Here is a 19910-nt window from a genome sequence, read left to right on the forward strand (position 1 = left end):
GACCGATGTCCGACCACGACAGTCCGGTGGACGTTCACGCACTCTCGGTGAATTACCGGGGCCGCCCCGCACTGGACCGGGTGACGTTCCGCCTGCAGCCGGGCGTGACGGGGCTGTTGGGACCGAACGGCGCGGGCAAGACCACCCTGCTCCGGGTGCTGGCCACCGCGACGACCGCGGACTCCGGCGGGCTGACCGTCCTGGGCCACGACCCGGCCACCGGTCCGGGCAAGCTGGCCGTCCGGCGCGCCCTCGGCTACCTGCCGCAGAACCCCGGCTTCCACCCGCACTTCACCGCCCTGGAGTTCGTCGACTACGTCGCGATCCTCAAGGAGATGACGGACCGCCGGGCACGCCGCACGGAGGCCCTGCGGGTCCTGGAGGCGGTGGGGCTCTCCGACCAGCGCAGCAAGCGCATCAAGGCGCTCTCCGGCGGCATGCGCCAACGCGTCGCCCTGGCGGCGGCGATCATCGGCGACCCCGAGCTGCTGGTCCTCGACGAGCCGACGGTCGGCCTGGACCCGGAGCAGCGGCTCCGCTTCCGTGAGCTCATCGCGGACCTCGGTGAGGGCCGCACCGTCCTCCTGTCGACCCATCAGACCGAGGACGTGGCAGCACTCTGCCACCGGGTGGTGGTGCTCGACCGGGGCGTGGTCAGGTTCCAGGGCCTGCCCTCCGAGCTGACGGCGCTGGCCGCGGGCCGGGTCTGGTCCAGCGGCGAGCGCGACCGCTCCGCGCTCGCGGGGTGGCGGACCGGCGAGGGCACCTTCCGCAACATCGGCAGCCCGCCACCCGGCGCCGAGTTGGTCGCGCCCACGCTGGAGGACGGCTACCTGCTGCTGCTCGACGGCGCGCTCTCCTCCGAGGAGGCCGTGCGATGACTCCGCCGACCACCACCGCCGGCTCCACCGGGGCGCCGGTCCGCCCCCGCCCCGCCCCGTCCCGACCGCGCGGCGGTCCGGCCGCCGTGGCCGGTCTCGCCCGGGTCGAGGCGCTGCGGCTGCTGCGCCACCCGGCGGTCCTGGCCGCCACCGCCCTGTACGCGGCGTTCTGGCTCTACGACCTGGTCACGGGCGATGCGGCGAACCGCTTCCCCGTGCTGCACGACGAGTCCTGGTCCCTCCACCTGCCGATGCTGCTGGTGGCGGCCGGTGTCCTGCTGGCGGCCAATCAGGGCGCCCTGCGCGCGCACCGGAACGGCACCGAGTCCCTGTTCGAGGTGCTGACCGTCGACCGCGCCCGGCGCACCTCGGCCCACCTGCTGGCGGTGCTGCCCGCCGCACTGCTGGCCCTGCTGCTCACCGTGGTCCGGATCGCCTACCTGGCAGGTCGTCCGGGAGCGGCCGGCGAGATCCGCCCGTGGGACCTGGCGGCCGGGCCGCTGTGCGTCCTGCTGGCGGGCGTCGTCGGCGTGCTGCTGGCGGTCCTGGCCACCTCCGCAGCCGTGGCACCGATGGCCGTGGTGGGCCTGGGCGTGCTGACCTTCGCCGGAGCCCTGAACACCGGCGCCGGGTGGCGCTGGCTGGGCCTGGTGGCCCTGGAGGACCAGAACGCGGCCTCCCTGCCGGTGGTGCTGACGGACCGTCCGGCGGCCTGGCACGTGCTGTGGCTGACGGCGCTGGCGCTCCTGCTGTCGGCGGCGGCGGTGCTGCGGACCGGCGGCCGGGGCCCCTGGGTGACCGCCGTCACGGCCGTGGCCCTGGCCGGCACGCTGACCGCCGGGGTCGTGCAGACCGGCGGGGTCTCCACCGAAGTCGCCGACCGGAAGGCCGAGTTCACCACGCACCCGGCTGCCCACCAGACCTGCGAGGTGGACGGCAACCTCACCCTCTGCGCGTTCCCGGACTTCGAGGCCTGGCGCTCCGAGTGGCGGGCGGTCGGCGCGGGAGTGCTGCGGGAGACCCCGGCCACCGTGGCCGCCGCCCCGTACGCGGTGCGCCAGCGGGTCTTCCCCCAGGGGAACGGGAGCAGCGGCGTCGCGGCACCGCTGGCGGACTGGGCCCGGGACGACGCGGCGGCGGGCCTGACCGCTGCCGTGACCGTGGGCACCGACTGGAGCGACGGAGCCGCGGCGGGCGACCGGCAGGGCGATGCGGTCGCCGAGTTCGCCACCGCCTTCGCCTACCGGGTGGTGACCGGCGGCGTGCCCGACCAGCCGAAGCTGTCGATGGTCTGCGGCTCGCGGGCCGTCCTGGTGCTGGCCCTCGCGGGCCGGGCCACGCCGGGCACCAAGGAGGCGCTGCAGTCGGTCCGCGACCGGACCTTCGGTGGGCTGAGCTTCCCGCTGCTGGGCTCGTCCTCCGGGCTGTCCTTCGAGCCCAGGGCGGCCAAGCTGGCCTTCACCCTCGTCAACCGGCCGACCGGTGGCGGCGCCCCGGCGATCGCGGCGAACTGGGCGGAGCTGTCCGCGCCCGGCACCTCGGTGGACCGGGCCGCCGAACTGCTGGGCGTACCGGCCCCGGCCGCCCTCGCCGAGGGCGAGCAGGTGGCCGGGTGCTGACCGGGACGGCGACGGAGCGCGGCCCGGCGGAGCACGCCCGGGCCGGGGTGGGGGCGCTGCGGCAGGCCGCGGCCCTGGCGGGGCCCGCGCTGCGGCTGGCACCGCGGCTCCCCCTCCTGCTCGGCGCCCTCGTCGGCCTGGTGACGGCGGGTGTCCCGCTCGTCGGCGGCATCGACCTCGGCCTGCCCGACGCGGCCCTGCTCACCCGGGTCGGCGCCGTGACGGTGGCACTCGGCGCAGGCTTCGCCCTCGACGATCCGGCGGCCCGGAGCACGGTGTCGGTGCCGGTGTCCCGGCTGATGGTCCGTCTGGTCCGGGTCCTGCCGGTGCTCGTGGTCTGCGCGCTGGTGTGGCTGTCGGTGGCGCTGCTGGCCCGGGCGACGGTCGAGCCGTCCGCCCGGGCGCTCTTCCCCTGGGGCGGCCTGGCCCTGGAGGCGGCGGCGGTGGTGACCTGGGTGCTGGCGCTCGCAGCACTGGGGCTGCGGTTCACCGACGGCGAGCACGGTGCCCAGACGGCGCTGCCGGGGCTCCTGCTGCTGGTGGTCACGGCGGTACTGCTCCCCGAGCAGGCGGCACTCTTCCTCCCGCCGGGCCACCCGGACTGGGCGGGCACCCACCGGATCTGGGCGCTGCTGGTGGTGCTGGGCCTGCCGGCCTGCGCAATGCCGGTGGGGCGGTGGCGACTTCGGCGCAGGAGCGCGGAGTGACACCGCCCTGAGCCTACTTCTCCACGTCGGCGCGGATGGCGGCGAACAGGCGGGCGGCCTCGGTCGGGGTGGTGGCGGGGATCAGGGCGACGCCGGCGGTGGTGGCGTCGGCCCAGCCGCAGATGACGTCGGTCGGGGTGGTGCCGGCGGGGAGGCTCAGGCACTCCAACGAGCCGCCGAGCGGGCCCGGGGCGTAGGGCTCGGCCGTGGTGGGGGCTCCGGTGGAGCCGGTCTGGAGCGCGTAGTCGATCAGGCCGCGCCAGAGGTGCTCGCGGCGCTTGTTGGGGTCCTCGGGGACGTTGTCGACGGCGAGGACCAGGATGTGGCGGGCGGCGGACTTGCCGGGGCGGTCGTACTCGGCCTGGACGAACTGCATGCCGTCGCGCATCTCGCCCGGGTCGACCGGGACGTCGGTGAGGGTGTCCGGGCCGACGGCGAGGGCCAGCCCGCCGGCGATGGACGCCTCGACCACCTTGCGGGGTCCGGTCGGTGAGGGCTTCGCGGTCTTGGTGGCGGCGGCGCTCGGAGTGGCGGAGGGCGTGCCCGGACTGGTGGAGGGAGCTGCCGAAGGGGTCGGAGCAGGGGTCACCGCGGCGGACGAAGGGGCGCCGGCGGTGGGGCCGGCCTCCTCCGGGACGCAGGCGGTGAGCGAGAGGGCGGCGAGGGCGGCGGCGGTGGCGAGGGCGGCTCTGCGGCTCATGGTGCGGTGAACTCCCCGGTGTGGTGGGCGCGTCCGGGCTGCTGACCCGGTGTGCAGCGAGGTTATGGGGAGCGGGCCGGCCTCGGGGCGGGCTTGGCCGATCCGGGACCGCACCCGGACCGGACGGTGACAGAGCGGACGGCGGCGAAGCGGGCGGCGGCCGGGCGGCGCGGGCTCACAGCAGGTCGGCGACCTCCCGGGCCATCGCGTCGGCACCGGCGTCGTTCGGGTGCAGGCCGTCGCCGGAGTCGTACACCGCGGCCAGCGCGTCCCGGTGACCGGTCCGGGGGTCGGCCAGGGTCCGGTCGAGGTCGGCCACCGCGTCGTAGCTGCCGGAGGTGCGGATCCACCGGTTCACGGCCTCGCGCACCCGCTCCTTCTCGACGCTGTGGTACGGCGCGTAGCCGCGGAAGGGGGTGAGGGTGGCGCCGATCACCGTCAGCCCGCGCCGGCGGGCGGCCTCGACCAGGGCCCGCTGACCGTCGATCACCTGCCGTGCGGTGACCACGGGGTGGGTGCCGCAGCCCCAGTCGTCCAGGCCGCCCCCGCCGATGTCGTTGATGCCGATCAGCACGACGACGGCACGCACCCCGGGCCGCTCCAGCACCTCGCGACGGAACCGCTCCAGCCCGCGTTCGCCGTAGCAGGGCGAGTCGGTGAGCAGTCGGTTCCCGCTCAGGCCGGCGTTGGCCACCGCCAGGCGGCGGCCGTCAGCGCGGAGCCGTTCGGCCAGCCGGTCGGGGTAGCGGCGGTCGGTGTCCGGGGTGGTGCCCCAGCCGTCGGTGAGCGAGTCGCCGAAGGCGACGACGGTACCCCCGGCACGGGCGCCGCGCACCTCGATGCCCGCGAGCAGGTAGCGGGACTCGCTGGTCGCTCCGGCGAAGGCGTCGCCGGCCGCCTCCCGGGTGCGGTCGCCGGGGGCCCGGTACGCGGTGGCGAGGCCGTCCTCGTGCAGGGCCACCGGGCCGGTCGCCCCGGCGAAGTGCAGGGTCACCGCGATCCGTTCCAGCGGACGGACGGGCAGCCGCAGGGCGTCCGACCAACGCTCGGCCCCGGCCGGTACGACGGCATCCGGCCGGCCGGCGAACCGCAGCCCGCCCAGCGTCCCCGGCAACACCGACGCACCGTCACCGGCCCGGCCGACGCTGGCCCGGGTGAGCCGCAGCGGCTGTCCGCCGTGGCGGTTGGAGACCCCGATCCGCAGCTCGGAGCCCTCGGCGCCGACCCGGACGACCTGACGCAGGCTCTGGTCGGCGAAGCCGCCCCAGGCCCAGTTCGGCCAGGACCAGGGCTGCGGGGCGGTCGGGCGGACCAGCGAGGAGGCCCACGCGGTGGTCCAGGGGCCACCGGCGGCGGCCGGGGCCGGCGGCGCGCCCGCGACGGTGGCGAGCAGGAGGAGCAGCAGGCCGACGGCGACGGCGGCCCGACGCCGGGCGGTACGAACGGGACTCCATCCGGGCACGGGGCACTCCTGAATCGGGCGGGACTCCCGGGAACCTACTGCACCAGGCCCGCCCGGCGGTAGCTCGTCCCACTCAACGGACGTTGCTGACAGGCCACTTGAGTGAGCTCCGGGCCGCACTGTCGGAGCCGTTGCCTAGGCTGCACGGCCATGGGACTTTCGATTTCGGTGGGCATGCTCCAGGACCAGGCACGCAACGACCCGGAGGGGCTGGAGTACCACCAGCGGGCGTTCGACCGGCTGCACGAGGCCCTCGCGGCCGAGGGCGTCGCCTGGCAGGAGCCCCCGCTCGGCGGGCCGCAGCAGTCGCCCGCGTTCTCCGGCGGCTTCCCGTACCGCTACCTGACCCTGCTGCGCCGGGTGCTGGCGCTGGTCAACCGGAGCGAGCCGGTCACCCCGGCCGAGGAGGACGGGGCGGTCTGGGAGCGCGACTGCGAGCTGATCCAGGACGAGGTGTCGATGTTCGCCTCGCACCTCATCTGCCATGCGGACAACGCCGGTTACTACGTGCCGGTGGACTTCGCCGACCCGCTGTTCCTGCCCGCCGGGACGAGTGTCGCGGGCGCGGGCATGGTCGGGTCCACCCAGCAGCTGCTGCGCGAACTCACCGTCATCGCCACCGCCCTGGGCATCGATCCGGAGCAGGCCGGGGGCGGCGGCACGGCGGAGACCGAGCACGGCGGCGCGTTCGAGGCCGAGTGGTTCGCCTGGGGTCAGCTGCACCACGCCTGCCGGGCCAGCCTGGCGGAGGGCCAGGCCATCGTCTTCCACTGAGCGCACGTCAGCACGGCGGGCCCCACCCCCTGGCGCGAGGAGTGGGGCCCGGCACCGCGTACGGGCGCCGCGAGCTGCCGGCCACCCGCACGGGCCGGATCAGCCGAAGCCGCGGGCGTCCTGCTTGAGGGCGGTGTCCACGGTCAGCGCGGTCGCCACGACCAGGCTGAGCAGCGGGTCGGCGAGCGGGCGGTGGATCTGCAGGACGTAGTTGTCCGCCGTGGTGAACATGGTCTTGGCCAGACCCTCCCAGGTCTTGGTGACCCGGGCGACCTCGACGTCCGCCTCGTCGACGATGGAGAAGTTCCAGGCACGCCAGTTCTCGGCCTTGACGGCGCCGATCTTCCGGCCGCCGACCTCCAGCGAGAAGTTGATCTTCCCGATCATGTTCTGCTGGACGATCTGGCCGACCTCCTGGCCGTCCGGACGCTGCACGATCACCCGGGACTTGAAGATCTTCGCCGGACGGGTCAGCAGCAGGACCGGGGCGCCCTGGGCGTCGCGGATCTCCAGACGGTGGGTCAGGTACTGGTCGATCGAGAAGAGCAGCCGGATGACCTTGCGCAGGCCGCTCTGGCCCACCTGGACCACCGAGCCGAGGGTGGCACCCTGCTGGTCGAAGACCGAGTACTCGTTGGTCAGCTCGATCAGCTTGGCCTTCTGGTTCACCACCAGGACCGGCTCGGAGAACAGCGTGCCGCCCCCGCCGTGGACCGGGCCGACGCCGGCCTGCTGCTGGACCTGCTTCTGGATCTTGGAGTCGCCGGCGGGCGCGGCCGACTGGCCCGGGATACCGGGCGTGTTCGTGTTCTGGGACATGGCGGGCAGGCTAGGGCTCTGCGGTCCGCGCACGCCAAACCGTTTCGGCCACTTCGGCTCGTTCCGCACCCTCCGTCGCCGCCCCCACCTGCGACTTCGTCTACCAGGCAGGAGAGTTGGCCGATCGGGACCACCGCGACTGTGACCGAAGTCACACTCGAACAAGCGTGCTTCCGCAGGTCCGCACGGGCCTGACGGAGGGTGAGCGGGCCCTCGACCGGACCGGACTGAGCCGGAGTCAGCTGCGGAGCCGGATACGGCAGGCCCCGGCCGCCGGGCGGGGGGGGTTGCCTGCGGCGGCCGGGTCTGCGCGACGGGCGGGTCCGCTCGCCGGAGGGGGGCCAACGAGCGGTACCGGCACCCTGGTCATCGTCTGACCCCGATCCCGGAGCGCAAACCTGACGGTTCGTCCGACCGGCCCGGTGGCGGGTCGACTCCCCCGGCGAACGCCCCGACGCGGGGCGGCCGGGTACGGCGGGGCCCGGGCGGCCTGACCTCCCGCCGGCCGGCCCTGACCCGAGACCCTCCCCCGCGCAGCCCACGGCTCCACGCCACCCCGGCGCCCGCAGCGCACCCGACCACCGACCCACCCCCACGACCACCCTGGTGCTCCGTCACACCTGCTGCCCCGTCCGGTGTCCTGCGGCTTCCCGCACCCGCGCCCGGGCGTCGGCCCCATCGGCCCGCCGGGCACGGACGGCGCTGTGCAAGGATGACGCCGGTGTCGACGCTGATCCTCAAGCTCCTGCTGGCTCCCGCCCTGGTGGTCGCCTCCTCGCTGGCCGGACGCCGCTGGGGGCCGACCGTGGCGGGCACCCTGGTCGCCCTGCCGATCGTGGCCGGGCCGATCCTGCTGATCACCGCCCTCGACCACGGCCCGGAGTTCGCCGCACGCGCCGCCGGGTCCGCCCTGCTCGGTCTGGTGGCACTCGCCGCCTTCGCGGTCGTCTTCGCGGCCCTCGCCCGCCGCCCCCGGCCCGGTCACTGGACCGTCAGCCTGCTGCTCTCCTGGGCCGCCTGCCTCGTGGTCGGCCTCGCGCTCTCCCGGCTCACCGTGCCGCCGCCCGTCGGCCTCGCCCTGGCACTGGCCGCGACCGGCGGTGGCGCCCGGGTGCTGACCCTGGCCACCCGCAACGACCCGCCGCCCGGCCCGGCCGCCGCCCTTCCCTGGTGGGACCTGCCGGCCCGCGCCGGGGCGACCGCCCTGCTGGTCACGGCGCTCACCACCGTCGCCGACCGGCTCGGCCCGGATCTGACCGGCGTGCTCGCACCGTTCCCGATCGCCACCAGCGTGGTCGCCGCCTTCGCCCTCGCCCAGGGCGGCCCGGCCGTCGCCACCGCCACCCTGCGCGGGGTGCTGCGCGGGCTCTGGGGCTTCGTGACGTTCTGCTTCCTGACCGCCGTCCTGACCGTCCCGCTGGGCACCGGCCCGGCCTTCGGCCTGGCCCTCGCCGCAGCGCTCACCCTCCAGTTCGCCCTCGGCCGCCTGCTCCGACCCAAGCCGACCGCCCCTGTGCACGCACCCGCACCCGCGCCCGCACCCGCTGCACCGTCGGGCCTGGACTCCCCCGCCGACGGCCGGGCCTGACACCCCGTCGACGCCGCGCCGTCTCGTAGACCGCGCGGATCACGGCACCACTCTCGCCGCCATTCCACAGTACGGACGATCGGCGCCCACCATCCGAGACGGTGTTGCCAGTGCCGGACCGGGGCCCCGAGGATCACCGCATGGCCCCCTACCTCATCACCCGTCGTCACGTGGATCTGCTGCGTGTCACGACCATGATGTGTCGGGCCGTCAGCGTTCACCGCGCCTGTTGTTGACCCCTCCGCAGGCAGTGAGCTGACCCACCGGATCGCCCCCGGGCCCCCGCCCCGGCCGGTTCCGCGTCCTCGTAAGCCCGTACATCCCGCACGCCCGGCACGTCCTCGCCGCTCCGGCCCACGTCCGTGCACGCATCCGTGCGCCGACCCGGCCGTCCGCGCTCCCGGACGCCCCCGCGCTCCCTCCCTTCCCCGAGGACCAGCATGACCGCCCACACCCCTGCCCCCACGCCCGGCGGGCCGGCTGACGGCCGCCCCGAGCCGCTGCTGCACTGGTTCCTGCCCACCGGCGGCGACGGTCGCGACCCCGGCGGGGTCACCGCCGTCCAGGGTCGGACCGGCACGGCCGTCAGCCGGCCCGCCGACATCGACTACCTCGCCCAGGTGGCGAAGGCCGCCGAGCAGGCCGGGTTCACCTCCCTACTCACCCCGGTCGGCCTCGGCTGCGTCGACCCGTGGATCCTGAGCGCCGCGCTGACCCAGCACACCAGCACCATCGGCTTCCTGGTGGCCTTCCGGGCCGGCTTCACCAGCCCCACCCTGCTGGCCCAACAGGCCGATGCCTTCCGCCGGTTCGCCGGTGGCCGGCTGCGACTGAACGTGGTCACCGGCGGCGATCCGGCCGAACAGCGCGCCTACGGCGACCAGTTGGCGCACGACGACCGCTACGCCCGGACCGACGAGGTGATGGCCGTCCTGCGCGAGCTACTCGACGGCCGGACGGTGGACCACCACGGCAGGCACCTCCGGCTGGAGAACGCCGCCCTGGTGACCCCCTCGGTCGACCACCCCGTGCCGCTCTACTTCGGCGGCGCCAGCCCGGCCGCCGAGCAGGTGGCCGCCCGCCGCGCGGACGTCCAACTCCTCTGGGGCGAACCGCCGTCGGCCCTGCGGGAGCGGATCGACCGCCTACGGCCGCTGGCCGCCGCGCACGGCCGGCGGCTCCGCTACGGCCTGCGGCTGCACGTCATCGCCCGTGACACATCGGCCGCAGCCTGGGCCGAGGCCGACCGGATCCTTGCCGGGCTCGACCCGGCCGCCGTGGCAGCCAGCCAGCGGCGCTTCGCCACCATGGACTCCACCGGACAGGCCCGGATGACCGCCCTGCACGGCGGGCAGGCCGACCCGGCCCGCCTGGAGGTGTCCCCCAACCTCTGGGCCGGGATCGGCCTGGTCCGCGAGGGCGCCGGCACCGCGCTGGTCGGCTCGCACCGTGAGGTCGCCGAACGGCTGGCGGAGTACCGGGAGTTGGGCATCGACGAGTTCGTGCTCTCCGGGTACCCGCACCTGGAGGAGGCGTACCGGGTCGGCGAGCAGGTCGCCCCGCTCTTCCGCGCACTGGTCCGGGACGGCCGCCCGTGACCCTCGCCGATCCCACCCGCACCGACCCCGCACCGGCCGGCTCCGCCCGGGCCCGGCCCGCCCGCACCCGGACCGCCCGCACCCGGACCGCCGGCACCGGCTCCGCCCGCCCCACCGCCCTGCGCTGGCTCGCGCTCCGCGCCCTGGCCCTCGCCGTCCTGCTGGGCGCCTGGCAGGCGGTGGTCACCCTCGAGGTCTGGCCACCGGTACTGGTGCCCTCCCCAGGTGCCGTCTGGCACCAGTTCGTCGTCACCTCCACCACGCACGACGGCGTGCGCGGCTACGGCGGCCACCTGCTGATCGAGCACCTGGCGGTGAGCCTGCGCCGGATCGGCCTCGGCACCGGCTACGCCGTGCTGTTCGGCATCCCGCTGGGCCTGGCGGTCGGGCTGGTCCGGCCGCTGGCCGTGGTGCTCGAACCGGCGGTCACCTTCCTCCGCACCCTGCCGCCGCTGGCCTACCTCAGCCTGCTGGTGATCTGGTTCGGCATCGACGAGCAGCCCAAGGTGTGGCTGCTGCTGATCGCGGCGCTCCCACCGATCGCCGCCGCGACGGCCGCTGCCGTCCGCGGCGTGCCGCGTGATCTGGTCGAGGCCGCACGGGCGTTGGGGTCCGGGCGTGGTGCGCTGCTGGGCGGCGTGATGCTGCCGGCCGCGCTGCCGGAGATCCTGACCGGTGTCCGGATCGCCGTCGGCATCGCGTACACCTCGGTGGTGGCGGCGGAGACCATCAACGGCGTGCCGGGCATCGGCGGCATGATCCGCGACGCCCAGCGCTACAACTCCACCGCCGTCGTCATCGTCGGCATCATCACCATCGGCCTGTCCGGCCTGGTCCTGGACGGGCTGCTGAAGGCCGCCGAGCGGGCCCTGGTGCCCTGGCGCGGCCGGGCCTGATCACCCGAACTCCCCATCCCTTCCTTCCACTTCGAGGAGACAGCCATGTCCGCACACCGCACCTCCCGCCGCTCCGTCCTGCTCGCCGCCGTCACCGCCACCACCCTGCTGGGCACCTCCGCCTGCGGCCTCGGCAGTGACTCCTCCGACGGTGGCGGCGGTGGCAAGGGAAGAACCGTGATCCGGATCGCCTACCAGGACATCCCCAATGCCGACCTGGTGGTGAAGGACAAGCGCCTGCTGGAGCAGGCGCTGCCCGACGCCGAGGTCAAGTGGGTCAAGTTCAGCTCCGGCGGGGACGTCAACACGGCGGTCATCGCCGGTGCGGTGGACCTCGGCCTGGCCGGCTCCAGCCCCGTCACCAAGGGCCTCTCGGCGCCGCTGAACATCCCCTACAAGGTGCTCTGGATCCACGATCTGATCGGGGCCAACGAGGCGCTGGTCGCCCGGGGCGGCCTCACCGAGGTCAAGCAGCTGGTGGGTCGGAAGGTCGGCACGCCGTTCGGCTCGACCGCGCACTACTCGCTGCTGGCCGCGCTCAGGGCGGCCGGGGTGGACCCGGCCCAGGTGCAGACCGTCGACCTCCAGCCGCAGGACGTCCAGGCCGCCTGGACCCGGGGCGACATCGACGCCGCCTACCTCTGGACACCGACCCTCACCGAACTCCAGAAGGACGGCAAGGTGCTGATCACCAGTCAGCAGCTGGCCGAGCAGGGCAAGCCCACCGCCGACCTCGGGGTGGTCACCAACGCCTTCGCGGCCGCCCACCCCGAGGCCGTCACCGCCTGGGTCAAGGCCCAGGACCAGGCCGTGAAGCTGGCCAAGAGCGACCCGGCGGCAGCCGCCGAGTCGATCGGCCGCCAGCTGAACATCCCGGCCCAGCAGGCCCAGGCCGAGCTCAAGCAGCTCGTCCTGCTCACCGCCGCCGAGCAGGCCGGGCCGGACTACCTCGGCAAGCCCGGCGCGCCCGGCAGGCTGGCCGCGAACCTGCGCGACGCCGCCGAGTTCCTGAAGAGCCAGCAGAAGATCGACGCCGTGCCGGACGCCTCGGTCTTCGGCAAGGGCCTGGCCGTCGAGGAGCTGGCCCGTGCCAACGGCTGAACTCCCCTCGGCCACGCCGCCCAGCACCGCCGTTCCGGCCGTCGACCTGCGCGGGGTGGCGGTCCGGTACGGACCGGCGAAGGCTCCGGTCACCGCGCTCGAAGGGGTCACCCTGACGGTGGCCGAGGGTGAGTTCGTGGTCCTGGTCGGCCCGTCCGGTTGCGGGAAGACCACCCTGCTCCGGGTGGTGGCCGGCTTCGAGCACCCGACCGACGGCACGGCGGAGGTGCTCGGCGCGGTGCCCTCGCCCGGGCGGGGCACCGGGCTGGTCTTCCAGCAGCCCCGGCTCTTCCCCTGGCGCACGGTCGGCGGCAACCTCGCCTTCGCGCTGGCTCGGCAGGGCCTGGCCCGGACCGAACGCCCGGCGCGCATCATGGAGTTGCTCACCCTGGTCGGCCTGCCGGGCTTCGAGCGCCGCCGCACCTGGGAGCTCTCCGGCGGCCAGCAGCAGCGGGTGGCGATCGCCCGCGCACTGGCCGGCACGCCCCGGCTGCTACTGCTGGACGAACCGTTCGCCGCGCTGGACGCGATCACCCGGGAGCGGCTCCAGGAGGAGTTGCGCACGCTGGCCGACGTCACCGGCACCACCGTGGTCTTCGTGACCCACTCGGCCGAGGAGGCGGTGCTGCTCGGCAGCCGGGTCCTGGTGATGGCGGCGGAGCCCGGCCGGGTGGCGGCCGAGCTCCCGATCGGCCTGGAGCGCGGGCCGCACACCGAGGTGGCCGCGCTCCGCGCCACGCCCGAGTTCGCCCGCCTACGAGGCGAGTTGAACCTGGCCCTGACCTCAGCCGCCGCTGGCACCGGGGAGGAGGGTCAGCTACCGCCGGCTTCCTGATCACGCTGTGCCCGCACCGCCCGTGCGGCCCTGAGCTCCGCACGGCGGCGCCGGTTGTCCTCCCGCAGGCCGATCGCGGCGACGGAGGTCGCGAGCGCTGCGGCGGCGACCAGGCCGAGCCCGATCCGGCGCGGGAGCGGGTCGGGCGCCTCCGGCAGCCCGATGATCGGCTCGGCGACGCCCTCGGGGTCGACGGTGACGTACACCCGCTCACCGGTCTCGTACCCGGCGTCGTCGTCCACGCCCTTCACCGTGCTCCCGTCGTCCCGCCGGACGTCCGCCTTGTGCTCGGGACGGTCGTCGGTGGTGAGCCAGGTCCGGGTCACCACCGCATCCGACGAACGGCCCCGGTCGTACATCGCCCGGGTGTCCGCCTCCCACAGGGCGGCGGACAGGGTGAACAGGCAGACGAGCCCGAGCAGCCGGAGCGTCCAGGTGGCCGTGCGCTCGTGCCGGGCGTTCCAGGTGATGTCCCCGGCCAGCGGGAAGGCGGCGATGATCAGCAGGAACCCGACGATCCCGGCCACCACCTGGTTCACCCAGTGGTAGGACGCGTAGGCGAGCAGCTCCTCGATCCCGACGAGCACCGCCGTGCCGATCGCGGCGTCCCCGACGACGCGCAGCCACCGAACGAGCATCCGCCCCCCTTCCCCCCATCTTTCTCCTACCCCGCCGAGTCCTCCAGCACCGCCCGGGCCGCGTTGTGCCCCGGGATGCCGCTGACCCCGCCGCCCCGGACGGCGCCCGCCCCGCAGAGCAGCACGTTGGTGTGCGCGGTCGCCACGCCCCACCGTTCGGCGGCCGTCCCGGCCTCCTCGGTGGCGAACGGGAAGGCCAGGTCGCGGTGGAAGATGTGACCGCCCGGCAGGCCGATCTCCCGTTCCAGGTCGAGCGGGGTCTTGGCCTCGACGCACGGCCGCCCGTCGGCGTCGGTGGCCAGGCAGTCGGCGATCGGCTCGGCCAGCACCGCGTCCAACCGGGCCAGACTGGCGGCCAGTGCCCGGTCCTTGGCGGCCGGATCGGCGAACAGCCGGGCCGGCATGTGCAGGCCGAACAGGGTCAGGGTCTGCAGCCCCTGACGGAGCGCCTCGGGGCCGAGGATCGACGGGTCGGTGAGGGTGTGGCAGTAGATCTCCGAGGGCGGCGCGGTGGGCATCCGCCCGGCCTCCGCCTCCGCGTACGCGGTGGCCAACTCCCGGTAGCCCTCGGCGATGTGGAAGGTCCCGGCGAAGGCGTCGCGCGGATCGACCGCACCGTCGCGCAGCGCGGGCAGCCTGCGGAGCACCATGTTCACCTTGAGCTGGGCGCCCTCCGGCGCGGGGCCGGTCGGCGGCTCGCCGAGCAGCCGCTCCAGCACCGCCGGGGCGGCGTTCACCAGCACCCGGCGCCCCACCGCCCTGGCCTCGCCGTCGCGGTGACGGTACGTCAACTCGGCCTCGCCGACCCCGTCGGTGGCCAGCGCGGTCACCTCGCACCCGGTCCGGATCTCGGCTCCGGCCGCGAGCGCCGCCTCGGCCAGCGCGGCGGTGACCGCGCCCATCCCGCCGGCCGGCACGTCCCAGTCACCGGTGCCGTTGCCGATCACGTGGTAGAGGAAGCAGCGGTTCTGTCGCAGCGCGGGGTCGTGGGCATGGGTGAAGGTCCCGATCAGCGCGTCGGTGAGCACCACCCCGCGCACCAGGTCGTCGGCGAAGGTCCGCTCCACCACCTCGCCCAACGGGCGTTCGAAGAACGCCTCCCAGACCGCGTCGTCGTCGACCAGGCGGCGCAGCTCGGCCTTCGACGGCAGCGGCTCGGTCAGGGTCGGGAACACCCGCTCGGCCAGCCGCCCGGTGCTGCCGTAGAAGCCCTGCCAGGCCCGCCACTCCCGGTCGTCACCGGTCAGCCCGCGGAACGACTCCCGGGTCCGGTCCGGATCAGCCGCGTCCACCAGCAGTCCGGTGGGCTTCCCGTCCCGGACGGCCGGCGTGTACGAGGAGATCCGGCGGCGCCGCAGGTCCAGCCGCAGCCCCAACTCCCGGATCACCCGGTGCGGGAGCAGGCTCACCAGGTACGAGTACCGGGACAGCCGGGCGTCCACTCCCGCGAAGGCCCGGGCCGACACCGCCGCCCCGCCCACCTGCGGCAGGCGCTCCAGCACCAGCACCCGCTGTCCGGCCCGCGCCAGGTAGGCCGCTGCCACCAACCCGTTGTGCCCGCCACCGACGATCACGACGTCGTGCCGGGAGGACGATTCCGCGTTCATCCGGCCACGCTAGCGCCGTCGCGACGTTCCGGGAACCACGCCGCCGCGCGCCGGACGTCGGGCTCCCCGCCCCACCCCGTCGGGGACGGCCGGCGCGCGAGCCTGCGGAATCTTCACCACACGTTCGAGTGTGGCCGGGCCCCACGCGGGTAGCAGAGCGCCGGAATGCGATGACGAGGGGAAGAGCGTGCTGCCGGCAGATCAGATCAGGGCGACACCGTGACCGACCCAGGACGCCTCCCGCCGCAAACGGCGGTGGAGGTCCGGACGACGGAGGACGGCACGGTGGTCTGCGTGGTCACCGGCGAACTGGACATCGAGTCGATCGGGCCCGCGCACGAGGCGTTCGCCGCCGTGCGCGCCCGGCGCCCGGCCCTCACCGTGCTGGACCTCTCCGGGGTCGGCTTCTGCGACTCCTCCGGGCTGAACCTGCTGTTGCAGCTGCGCCTGGGCCTGGAGCGCGAGCAGCTCGCCCTGCGGCTGGCGGCGGTACCGCCGCCGGTCGGCCGGGTGCTCGAACTGACCGGTGCCGCAACCGTGTTCTCCCTCCACCCGTCCGTCGAGGACGCGACCCGGGCCGGTGCCGGGCCGTCGTCCTCCTGACCGACCCCTAGGAGGACCGCCCGTGCGGCACGCCGACGCCGACCCGATCCACCCCCCGACCGGCGGCCCGCCGCCCCGGCCGCCCGCCACCGGCCTGCCGGAGGGTGGTCAGCGTCGACGGCTGGTGCTCGCCGGAGCGGCCAAGCCGGTCGCCCGGGCCCGCGCCTTCACCGCCGACGCGCTCCGCGACTGGTACCCCGGTGCCGGCGAGGACACCGCCTCGGACGTGGTCCTGCTGGTGGCCGAGTTGGTGGCCAACGCCATGCGGCACGCGGGCGGCCCGCTCTCCCTGCTGCTGCACGCCACCGCCGACCGGCTGCGGATCGAGGTCGACGACCCGTCCCCGACCCTCCCCACCCCGCGCCGCCCGCACCGGCCCTCGCTGCCCACCGGCCACGGGCTGTTCATCGTGCAGCGGACCTCCGACGCGTGGGGCGCCGAGCCCAACTCCCGGGGCAAGACCGTCTGGGCCGAATTCACCACCGAGCACCTGACCCCGGAGGGCTGAGCCGCCACCCCCCGAGGTCCACGCCCGCCCACGGCACTCCTGCGAACCCGGCCTGATCCCCCGTCACCACCCGTGGCAGCTGTCCGTTGCCCCGGTCGTACGCGCGAAGGACCGGGGCAACGGACAGGTGCCGATGGCGGGCACGACCTACCACAAGCCTGCCGAGCGGTCCCGCCCGCCTCATCCGGACCCGCAGACGACGAACGAGTCGGGCGCTAGCCGGCCGGTCCCGCGAGGCGGGCCAGCCGGACCGCCGCCTGGGTGGTCATCGACCGGGCCAGGTCCAGCGACTCCCCTGCCGTCGGCACGCCGGAGCCCGCCGCGAACGAAGCGGCGTAGTGGTGCGTGACCGTCGCGGCTGCCGCGCTCAGCAGGTCACGCGCGGCGGCCAGCGCCTCGCTGTCCGGCGCCCGTTCGTCCGGCCCGGCCGCCCGGCTCAGGTCGGCCACCAGCAGGCCCAGCCGCAGCACCAGCACCAACCGCTCCGCGTCCGGCGCCCCGGGCAGCGCGTCGGCCACCACCTCGGCCCGCACCGGCCCGTACGCGCTGCGCAGCGCCGCCGTGTCGGCCCCAGCCCGCCGGCCGTCCAGCTCGGCGCGCACCAGGTGCGCCTCGGCCGACCCGAGCAGGGCGGTGGCCAGCATCACCGCCCGGGTCACCTCGTCGCCGACCCGGTCCGGCTGCCAGCCGACGTCCAACAGCGCGAGCGCCTCCGCCAACTGCTCGGCGTGCGCCGCCTCCCGCTCTCCCATCCGGCACTCCCCACCTCGTCCGTCCCACCGCCAGGGTGACCCGGCCGAGGGCGGCGACGCCGCCGAATCGACCGACACGCCGGTTCCGTACCCCGCCGGCGGTCCGTCAGTCGCCGAACACCAACCTCAGCAGCACTTCGGCTCCCTTCCGCACCGCGGCCACCATGCCGTGGACCACGCCCGCCCCGGCCTGCACCGCCTCGGCCACCGTCTCCACCAGGTCCGCCGTCTCGCCGGGATGGCGCTCGGCCAGGTGCGCCGCCGCCACCTTCGCGGCCCGTGCCTCGTCCAGCGGCTCACTGGTGAAGTCGCACTCCTCTCACCGCACCCGCCGCAGCTCCACCGCCCCACCTCCGCCTCCGGGCCGCCACCTCGCCATCATGGCAGCAGCCCCGGGCCGGCCGACCTCGGCCGGCGGGCACCCGGGAGTGCTCCACGGCGGCGAGGATCTGCCGGTGCGGGTGGCAGCGCGGCGCGGAGGACGGCCCCGGCCGGCGTCCGCGCCGGTGCACGGGCGGTCGTTCCCGGAGTCGGCGGACAGCCTGGTCAGCGGTGACCGTCCGCGCCCGACGACCTCCGCCGACCGGGGCCGCGGCTGCGTCCGAGCACTGCCACCGGCACTCTCGCCCCGCGACTCCGCACCGCGCCCGCCCCTGACCGTGGCCACTCAAATCCCGCAGGCTAGGCTCCCCCTGACGCGGAGTCGATCAAGGGGGAGAGACGTGGCGGAGCGACTGGCCGTGGTGTCCGGCGGTGGGACGGGGATCGGGAAGGCGATCGCCCGGGAGCTGGTGGACGCCGGGCACCGGGTGGTGGTGATCGGACGCCGGTCCGCCGTGCTGGCGGCTGCGGCCGAGGAGCTCGGCGCCGGGCGCGTGATCCCGGTGACGGCCGACCTGACCGACCCGGCGCAGGTGGAGGCCGCCGCCGCCCGGATCGGTCAGGTCGGCCCGGTCGACGTGCTGGTGAACAACGCCGGAGCCGTGATCACCCGCCCCGCCGACGACTCCCTCGGCGCGCTCGCCGACTCCTGGCGGCACGACCTCGACACCAACCTGATGACCACCGTGCTGCTCACCACCGCCCTGCTCGGGCAGCTCCGCCGCCCCGGCGGCCGACTGGTGATGATCAGCTCGGCAGCCGCTCAGCGCGGCGGCGCGGGCCCGCACTCGGCCGGCTCCTACGCCGCCGCCAAGGCCGCCGTGCACGGCTGGGCCCTCGGCCTGGCCCGCCAACTCGGGCCCGAGGGCATCACGGTGAACGTCCTGGCCCCCGGCTACATCGCCGACACCGAGATCTTCGGTGAGCAGTGGACCCCGGAGTTCCACGCCGGCAAGGTCGCCGACACCCTGGTCGGCCGGGCCGGCACCCCCGAGGACGTGGCCGCCGCCGTCGGCTACCTCGCCTCCCCCGCCGCCGGTTACCTCACCGGCCAGATCATCGGCCTCAACGGCGGCGCGGTCCTGGGCCGCTGAGGCCGCGTCAGCGGACCGGAAGGGACCCAGCCGTGCCAGACCCGTGACACCGGGTGCTCCGCACCCCCTCCCGGCATCGCACTCGCTCCGCCGGTGCAGGCGCTGGTGACGATCCCGTTCCGGCCGCCCGCCGGGTCCGACACCACCCTCGGGCACCCACGGCGCCGACGTCCCGGCGTCGGACCCGGGCCGATCGGGCACTCAGCGTCCAAGAAGGCAGAGCCCCCCGATGTCCTCACCCGGTCCGGCGGCCGGCTGCCGGCGCACCCTCGGCCACCGCTGCGGCCGCACCGTCCCGCTGACCCGCCATCAGCTCCTGCCGGGCGGCCCGCCGCGCCGCCCGGCGGGCGAGCAGCCGGGTCACGCCGTACACCACGGCGGCGGCGTACCCCCAGCCGACCAGGATGTCGAGGACGAAGTGCTCGCCGCCGTAGACCAGGGTGAAGGCCATCGCGGCCGGATAGGCGGCGAGCAGCACCCGCACCCGTCGGCTCGCCACCGGCCAGAAGAACAGGGCGATCATCATCGGGTACGCGGCGTGCAGCGAGGGCATCGCGGCCACGTCGTTGGCGAACCGGCTGCCGCCCTCGAACACCGAGGCGGCGCGCGGCAGTCCGCTCTGGTCGAGCACCTCGGCGACGATCCTGGTCACCTCGGCGGTCGCCCCCTGCTGCCCGGCCATCCACGGCGGCACCGCCGGGTAGAGCACGTAGGTGAGGAAGCCCGCGTAGGTGAGGCCGAGGTAGCAGGCCAGCAGTCGGCGGAAGCGCGCGTGATCGCGGCGCCAGAGCACGGCCAGCAGCACGAAGACCACGAAGAAGTGCGACATGTAGACGGTGACGGCCGCGTAGTCGTACACGTGCACCACACCGGGGGTGTGCAGGAGGTGCTGCAGACGCACCGTCAGGGTCTCGCCCCCGCCCAGCGCGCGGTCGAGGTCCAGCTGCGGCGAGAGGTGCGGCGCCCAAGGGGTGTGCGCGCCGTAACCGCGCAGCAGCGAGTAGGTCAGCACCGCCGCCATCACCGGCACCCAGTCCCGCAGCACCAGCAGCGCGCGCCGCCACCCCTGTCCGCTGTGCACGGCGGCGGCGAGCAGCGCGCCGATCAGCCAGAGGAAGACCAGGTCGTCGGTGTAGGGCAGGCCGTTCACCCAGGTCCACCGGCCGAGCAGGAGCAGGTAGACCGGCCAGGCGGCCCGGCGGAGGACCCACCACCGCCGGGTCTGCGGTGCGGAGAGCTGCTGGTGGGCCACGGGCGTGTCCCTTCGTGTAGGTACGGGGACGACCGAGCCTGGCACGTGATCATGAGTCGTACCTGGACGGTCCGACCGGCCCTCCTCGGGAACGC

Annotated in this window: 20 protein-coding genes; 12 read left to right on the plus strand and 8 right to left on the minus strand. The window is 75.2% G+C overall.

The window, feature by feature from the left end:
• The first annotated feature begins 5 nt into the window (after positions 1 to 5).
• From ACIRBX_RS26680 to ACIRBX_RS26690, 3 genes are read left to right on the plus strand one after another with little or no spacing between them, the layout of a single operon-like run.
• A complete protein-coding gene (locus tag ACIRBX_RS26680) occupies positions 6 to 881 on the plus strand; it encodes an ABC transporter ATP-binding protein (RefSeq protein WP_402300185.1) in 876 nt (291 codons plus the stop codon).
• The gene (locus ACIRBX_RS26685) at positions 878 to 2500 is read left to right on the plus strand and encodes a hypothetical protein (RefSeq protein WP_402300186.1); all 1623 of its coding nucleotides are present in this window, start codon (positions 878 to 880) and stop codon (positions 2498 to 2500) included. Before ACIRBX_RS26680 ends, ACIRBX_RS26685 begins: the two co-directional genes overlap by 4 nt.
• On the plus strand, positions 2494 to 3207 hold the full coding sequence (locus ACIRBX_RS26690) for a hypothetical protein (protein ID WP_402300188.1): 714 nt from the start codon (positions 2494 to 2496) through the stop codon (positions 3205 to 3207). Before ACIRBX_RS26685 ends, ACIRBX_RS26690 begins: the two co-directional genes overlap by 7 nt.
• A 13-nt stretch (positions 3208 to 3220) precedes the next feature.
• On the opposite strand, the gene ACIRBX_RS26695 is transcribed toward ACIRBX_RS26690, so the two are convergent.
• Positions 3221 to 3907: a hypothetical protein gene (locus tag ACIRBX_RS26695; RefSeq protein ID WP_402300191.1), complete on the minus strand. Its 687-nt coding sequence runs from the start codon at positions 3905 to 3907 to the stop codon at positions 3221 to 3223.
• 175 nt (positions 3908 to 4082) lie between these two features.
• Complete coding sequence (locus ACIRBX_RS26700; protein ID WP_402300193.1) at positions 4083 to 5369, minus strand: GDSL-type esterase/lipase family protein; 1287 nt, start codon at positions 5367 to 5369, stop codon at positions 4083 to 4085.
• A 150-nt stretch (positions 5370 to 5519) separates the two neighbouring features.
• On the opposite strand from ACIRBX_RS26700, the gene ACIRBX_RS26705 reads away from it, so the two are divergent.
• A complete protein-coding gene (locus ACIRBX_RS26705; RefSeq protein ID WP_402300194.1) occupies positions 5520 to 6143 on the plus strand; it encodes a hypothetical protein in 624 nt (207 codons plus the stop codon).
• A gap of 99 nt (positions 6144 to 6242) precedes the next feature.
• Here the strand turns inward: ACIRBX_RS26705 and ACIRBX_RS26710 are convergent, their stop codons facing one another.
• Positions 6243 to 6995: an LURP-one-related/scramblase family protein gene (locus ACIRBX_RS26710; RefSeq protein WP_402300196.1), complete on the minus strand. Its 753-nt coding sequence runs from the start codon at positions 6993 to 6995 to the stop codon at positions 6243 to 6245.
• Positions 6996 to 7683: 688 nt separating this feature from the next.
• On the opposite strand from ACIRBX_RS26710, the gene ACIRBX_RS26715 reads away from it, so the two are divergent.
• The 5 genes from ACIRBX_RS26715 to ACIRBX_RS26735 all read left to right on the plus strand — a co-directional run bounded on the left by ACIRBX_RS26715 (position 7684) and on the right by ACIRBX_RS26735 (position 12980).
• Positions 7684 to 8550 (plus strand): hypothetical protein, encoded by an 867-nt coding sequence (locus ACIRBX_RS26715; RefSeq protein WP_402300198.1) that lies wholly within the window; start codon positions 7684 to 7686, stop codon positions 8548 to 8550.
• Between the two features lie 440 nt (positions 8551 to 8990).
• On the plus strand, positions 8991 to 10148 hold the full coding sequence (locus ACIRBX_RS26720; protein WP_402300200.1) for an LLM class flavin-dependent oxidoreductase: 1158 nt from the start codon (positions 8991 to 8993) through the stop codon (positions 10146 to 10148).
• Positions 10145 to 11044, plus strand: a complete 900-nt coding sequence (locus tag ACIRBX_RS26725) for an ABC transporter permease (RefSeq protein ID WP_402300202.1) — start codon at positions 10145 to 10147, stop codon at positions 11042 to 11044. The genes ACIRBX_RS26720 and ACIRBX_RS26725 overlap by 4 nt, the downstream gene beginning before the upstream one ends.
• A 45-nt stretch (positions 11045 to 11089) precedes the next feature.
• Entirely contained in the window at positions 11090 to 12145 is a 1056-nt protein-coding gene (locus ACIRBX_RS26730) for an ABC transporter substrate-binding protein (RefSeq protein WP_402300204.1), read from the plus strand.
• Positions 12132 to 12980: an ABC transporter ATP-binding protein gene (locus tag ACIRBX_RS26735; RefSeq protein WP_402300206.1), complete on the plus strand. Its 849-nt coding sequence runs from the start codon at positions 12132 to 12134 to the stop codon at positions 12978 to 12980. Before ACIRBX_RS26730 ends, ACIRBX_RS26735 begins: the two co-directional genes overlap by 14 nt.
• Here ACIRBX_RS26735 and ACIRBX_RS26740 read toward each other — a convergent pair.
• Both ACIRBX_RS26740 and ACIRBX_RS26745 read right to left on the minus strand, forming a co-directional pair.
• Entirely contained in the window at positions 12959 to 13618 is a 660-nt protein-coding gene (locus ACIRBX_RS26740) for a hypothetical protein (protein WP_402300208.1), read from the minus strand. The genes ACIRBX_RS26735 and ACIRBX_RS26740 overlap by 22 nt on opposite strands.
• A gap of 26 nt (positions 13619 to 13644) precedes the next feature.
• The gene (locus tag ACIRBX_RS26745; protein ID WP_402300209.1) at positions 13645 to 15225 is read right to left on the minus strand and encodes a phytoene desaturase family protein; all 1581 of its coding nucleotides are present in this window, start codon (positions 15223 to 15225) and stop codon (positions 13645 to 13647) included.
• Between the two features lie 219 nt (positions 15226 to 15444).
• Here ACIRBX_RS26745 and ACIRBX_RS26750 point away from each other — a divergent pair, with 219 nt between their 5' ends.
• Entirely contained in the window at positions 15445 to 15828 is a 384-nt protein-coding gene (locus tag ACIRBX_RS26750) for an STAS domain-containing protein (RefSeq protein WP_402300211.1), read from the plus strand.
• Positions 15829 to 15850: 22 nt separating this feature from the next.
• On the plus strand, positions 15851 to 16336 hold the full coding sequence (locus ACIRBX_RS26755) for an ATP-binding protein (RefSeq protein WP_402300212.1): 486 nt from the start codon (positions 15851 to 15853) through the stop codon (positions 16334 to 16336).
• Between the two features lie 215 nt (positions 16337 to 16551).
• On the opposite strand, the gene ACIRBX_RS26760 is transcribed toward ACIRBX_RS26755, so the two are convergent.
• Positions 16552 to 17088, minus strand: a complete 537-nt coding sequence (locus tag ACIRBX_RS26760; RefSeq protein ID WP_402300214.1) for a hypothetical protein — start codon at positions 17086 to 17088, stop codon at positions 16552 to 16554.
• A gap of 106 nt (positions 17089 to 17194) precedes the next feature.
• Positions 17195 to 17356, minus strand: a complete 162-nt coding sequence (locus ACIRBX_RS26765; RefSeq protein ID WP_402300215.1) for a hypothetical protein — start codon at positions 17354 to 17356, stop codon at positions 17195 to 17197.
• A 454-nt stretch (positions 17357 to 17810) separates the two neighbouring features.
• On the opposite strand from ACIRBX_RS26765, the gene ACIRBX_RS26770 reads away from it, so the two are divergent.
• On the plus strand, positions 17811 to 18563 hold the full coding sequence (locus ACIRBX_RS26770; RefSeq protein ID WP_402300217.1) for an SDR family NAD(P)-dependent oxidoreductase: 753 nt from the start codon (positions 17811 to 17813) through the stop codon (positions 18561 to 18563).
• A 235-nt stretch (positions 18564 to 18798) separates the two neighbouring features.
• Here the strand turns inward: ACIRBX_RS26770 and ACIRBX_RS26775 are convergent, their stop codons facing one another.
• Positions 18799 to 19815 carry a phosphatase PAP2 family protein gene (locus ACIRBX_RS26775; RefSeq protein WP_402300218.1) on the minus strand — a complete coding sequence of 339 codons (1017 nt, stop codon included), beginning with the start codon at positions 19813 to 19815 and terminating at the stop codon, positions 18799 to 18801.
• Positions 19816 to 19910 lie beyond the last annotated feature (95 nt).

Source organism: Kitasatospora sp. NPDC096147, from assembly GCF_044763225.1.
Lineage (GTDB): Bacteria > Actinomycetota > Actinomycetes > Streptomycetales > Streptomycetaceae > Kitasatospora.